A 3,874-nucleotide genomic window follows, 5' to 3' on the forward strand; every position below is an offset into this window, starting at 1 on the left:
AGTAAATAATATTATGTTAAGAAAAAATAAATAAACTTGTGAGAAAATAATAAGATATCAAAGTCACTCAACAATAACTCTTTCTAAACATAAGATGAAGTAACGATCGTTACCTTCAATAAACGAAAGACAATATGTAAAGTGTTGCATATAGATCCTTACGGAGTTGACTGCACATCACGTATTCTCAACAGTGGAAGATTTCAGGTGATGCTGGATGAGGATTTAATCCCAATCCATTTAACACGTGATGAGCTGGAGCAGCTGTTACTTGACGGGACTTCTCCAGATAGGGCGTCTGCTTTAAAGATAACCTGTTAACTTCGGTCTGCTCCATTTTTATCTCACAAAAAACTGAAATATTTTTTTCATTAATTATTAAGCAGTTACCAGTTAATCAGTCCTTATTCAGCTATTATAGCCAGAAGAGGACTATTAATTACTACATGATTTCTGTATCATAATCACCGTCTTCACATATGTTTCAGTCCTAAAGAGCATGATTAAGTTATTCAGAAAAAGTGCAAATAAATCTCCTGCCAAACCACAATCTGGAGAGATTGACTTTTCCTCAATGTCTAAGGAGGAAATTGCGGCTTATTATGAACGTAAAATGCAGCAGCAGGCTGAAAATCAGACCAAAATTATTCAGAATCTCAGAGGCGAGCTGACTCGTAGCAACGAAAAGCTTCAGAACAAAGAGAATGCCTTAAATCAGAGTAAAGAGCAGCTGGCATCAGTTAAAGACGCTCTTAATAATACAGAATCCAGACTCAAAACTACTCTCAACCAGCTTGACACAACAAATGAAAAGCTTGAATCAACAAAAAATGAGCTAAAAACAACCAACGCTGAACTTGAAAAAACTAGCGCAGAGCTGGAAAGAAACAAGGTTGATAAAGCTGAACTCAACAATCTGAAAAAGTACGTTACCGGCTTTAAGGATTTATTAACCAATATTCTGGATAATGTCAAAGAGCGTCATTATGACTACTTTGACTGTCTCAAGGATGAAAATATACCATCTGTTGATCTCTATAATCTAAAGTCCCTTAATATTTACTTTGAGGGGCTGTTCAACACCCTTTTAAATACACTCCCCGCATATCATGCGCATCGAGATGTTGCCTTGAGTCTTGGAACATCTGAAAAAACAAAGAAAGTACAGGCTGTACCAGCTGATGAGGCTTTTAGTGCAGATATAGAAGCACAGAAGAATGGTGCAAATGAACTTGAAAGTACAGTTCCTGTAGTAAGAGAAGACTGTGACGAAAATGATTTTGAAGAGCAATCCTCAGAATTAAAGGTTTCTGAAGACAAAATAAAGAAAGTACCTCTCAAAGCCAGTCCTGATGGACTTACCCCTGAGCAGGTGGACAATGTCATCCTCTCAGGCTGTACTACCAGAATAAAATCCGCTGAACAGGGACTATCTGAAATCACCTCTCTGCTAAAGGATTCTGCTGAAGAATTACAAAATGATACTACCAGCCTTAATGAGACCTGCAGAAAAGAGAAACACTATGTATCCACTATCTCGGGTAATACTGTTGCCGGTATTATTTCCTATGGTGGCAAACAGGACATCACAATGTTCTGTGAGGAATGCGGCTGTCAGCGTGATTTCAAAAATCTCAAAAAGAATAAGCGTGTTAATGAAACTCTGACTGTAGATGGAAGTCTGCAGAGCATAAGAAAGGTTTTAAGCTCTGTGCAGCTGGTTAGATGCTGCACCTGTGGAGCACAGTATGAAATCAATCCTGCCGAATATACTCAGGTTGATTTCACTAGAAATTATAACTCCAGGATTGAAAGTTCAGAACAGACTCAGAACGCATCCGGAACTAAATCCGGAGCTGTTCAGAATACGACTAAGACACGTTCTGAGCACGTACAAGACGCATTCAATACAGACGAAACCGCTATTAAATCGGCTTTAGATAATATTCCGGATTCAGTTTCAGACGCTGGTCAAATCAGTAACAGTGCAAAAGTCCAGCGCAAACGAAAAGAGCTTTACAGACAAATCAAACAAGATCACTATGCAGTCACCGACAATAGTCTGCCTACACAGAATGCCTTTATCCGAGAAGAGGGGCATTTGCCGGTCATCAATCCTTTTGGTTTTAATGCTGAAGTCTTTGGTCACGCTCCTGCCTTCCTCAAATCAAAACTCTCTACAGCCTTATTTGCGGTCTGCGGCACTCAATTCTCTCAGTTGGGCGCCCCTAAGAACAGAGTATTCTGTTACTTTGAGGGTAATGGCTTTGAATTAGGCCGAGAGCATCTAACCGGCTCTATCAATGCCTTCGCCAGAGCCTACCTCCACTCTGTAACAAAACAAATTAAAAAGGATATTCTGCAACACTGTCCTGTCATCATCATGGACGAGAGTACCCTGAGAGTTAACGAGACTGCCAGAGAGAAAAAGGCAGCAGGAAAAAGCATAAAATCTCAAATCTGGACTATGAATACCTCCTGGACTTCAGAACTGCAGGCTTCATGGTTCAGGGTATCCCCATCCCGAAGTGCAGATGAGGTTATTGATATCCTAAAGAATGATTTAAAAGATGAAGACGACAATGTTGCAGTGAAATATCTGCTTTCAGACGGCTACGCAGGATATGATGCCGGCATTAAAGAATTAAATCTGCTTGACGGGGTATTTCTCAAAAGCTGTCGCTGCATGACACATGGCAGACGTGGTCTATGGAAATACTTAAAAAGTAACGGCCTGCTTGATATATATGGTCAGATGCTGCCTGAAGGCTCCTCTTTCTTTGATTTTAAGGATAATCTGGAGAAATTCCGCAATACCAGAAAAGGAAAGAAGCTGCTTACTGATAACAACATATCTCTGCTGACCATCTTCTATCTGATAAACGCGCTGTTTGTTATTGAATCCAGCGTGGTCAGAAAGCATGGCTATATCTGCACCACTGAAGAATTTAAAAAGGATTTAATCGCTGCAAGAAACAGATATTCACGTCCAATTGTTGAAACTCTGTTTGATAACATCAGACTGTATATTGCTGCTAATCCAAAGCTTATAGTTCCAAGAGTTTCAATGGATGGCTGTATCAGATTCAATAAGAACAACCGTTATCCTGAGTCTGCAGCTTTAATCTACCTGCTCAACTTTGAAACCGAGCTTAAGCGCTTTATTGAGAGTGCTGATATTGAACTTTCCTCATCAAAGGCAGAAAGAAGCCTCAAGTTAGGTATCTGTGCAAGAAAGTCCTTCATGTTCCTGACCTCAGAAGATGGCGGTCAGGCCTTTGCCGACTACCAGACAATTATCAACACCTGCATTTTAAACAGAGTTCCACCTCTGTCTTATATAATCTGGTTGGTTGCCAATATTAAATACAGGATGCAGCTTCTAGAACGTGAAGGTCGAGGCTGTGCTATGGGACTTACCACGCCAAAGAAAGAGAAACTCGTTATAAAAATGCCGGATGGAACCATGGCAAAAGAGCTTATATCTATGTATGACGAACAAAATATCATAGACTTTGACAAGATTGACGTTAAAGGCCTGGCTCCATATGACTACAGAAGATACCTTGATGAGCATAATCCAAGACTATAACTACTCCACTCAAGATTAGAGTGTTACTCTATTACTCAACTATACGCTTAACAACAACTTTTTAAAGAAAAATACGTCACCAGATCCCACCAACCTTATCATTTGGGCTAAAATAATCGAAACAGGCTCCCACCGATTTTAGATCAGATCCTGACAAAAGATCGAGGTACCTAATAGTTTACAGTTACTCCTGACAGTTCATCTGCAGATCCTCTCCAGGAGTTGCCCTTTAATGTAATTTCCCAGTCACAGTCTCTAAAAAGTCGGTCTGCAAGAGCGTCT

General features: G+C 40.0%; 2 protein-coding genes. Both read left to right on the forward strand.

Going from position 1 to position 3,874, the window contains the following annotated elements; genetic code table 11:
- Window positions 1–141: 141 nt before the first annotated feature.
- The gene (locus BM308_RS13265; RefSeq protein ID WP_143098630.1) at window positions 142–321 is read left to right on the forward strand and encodes a hypothetical protein; all 180 of its coding nucleotides are present in this window, start codon (window positions 142–144) and stop codon (window positions 319–321) included.
- Window positions 322–499: 178 nt separating this feature from the next.
- Window positions 500–3,592 (forward strand): IS66 family transposase, encoded by a 3,093-nt coding sequence (locus tag BM308_RS13045; protein WP_074945807.1) that lies wholly within the window; start codon window positions 500–502, stop codon window positions 3,590–3,592.
- Window positions 3,593–3,874 lie beyond the last annotated feature (282 nt).

The sequence above is a fragment of the Succinivibrio dextrinosolvens genome (genome assembly GCF_900116345.1).
GTDB lineage: Bacteria > Pseudomonadota > Gammaproteobacteria > Enterobacterales > Succinivibrionaceae > Succinivibrio > Succinivibrio dextrinosolvens_B.

What these genes read in the sequence shown, in the direction of transcription:
- BM308_RS13045 (WP_074945807.1), top strand. Translation starts at nt 500, where the DNA reads ATGATTAAGTTATTCAGAAAAAGTGCAAATAAATCTCCTGCCAAACCA.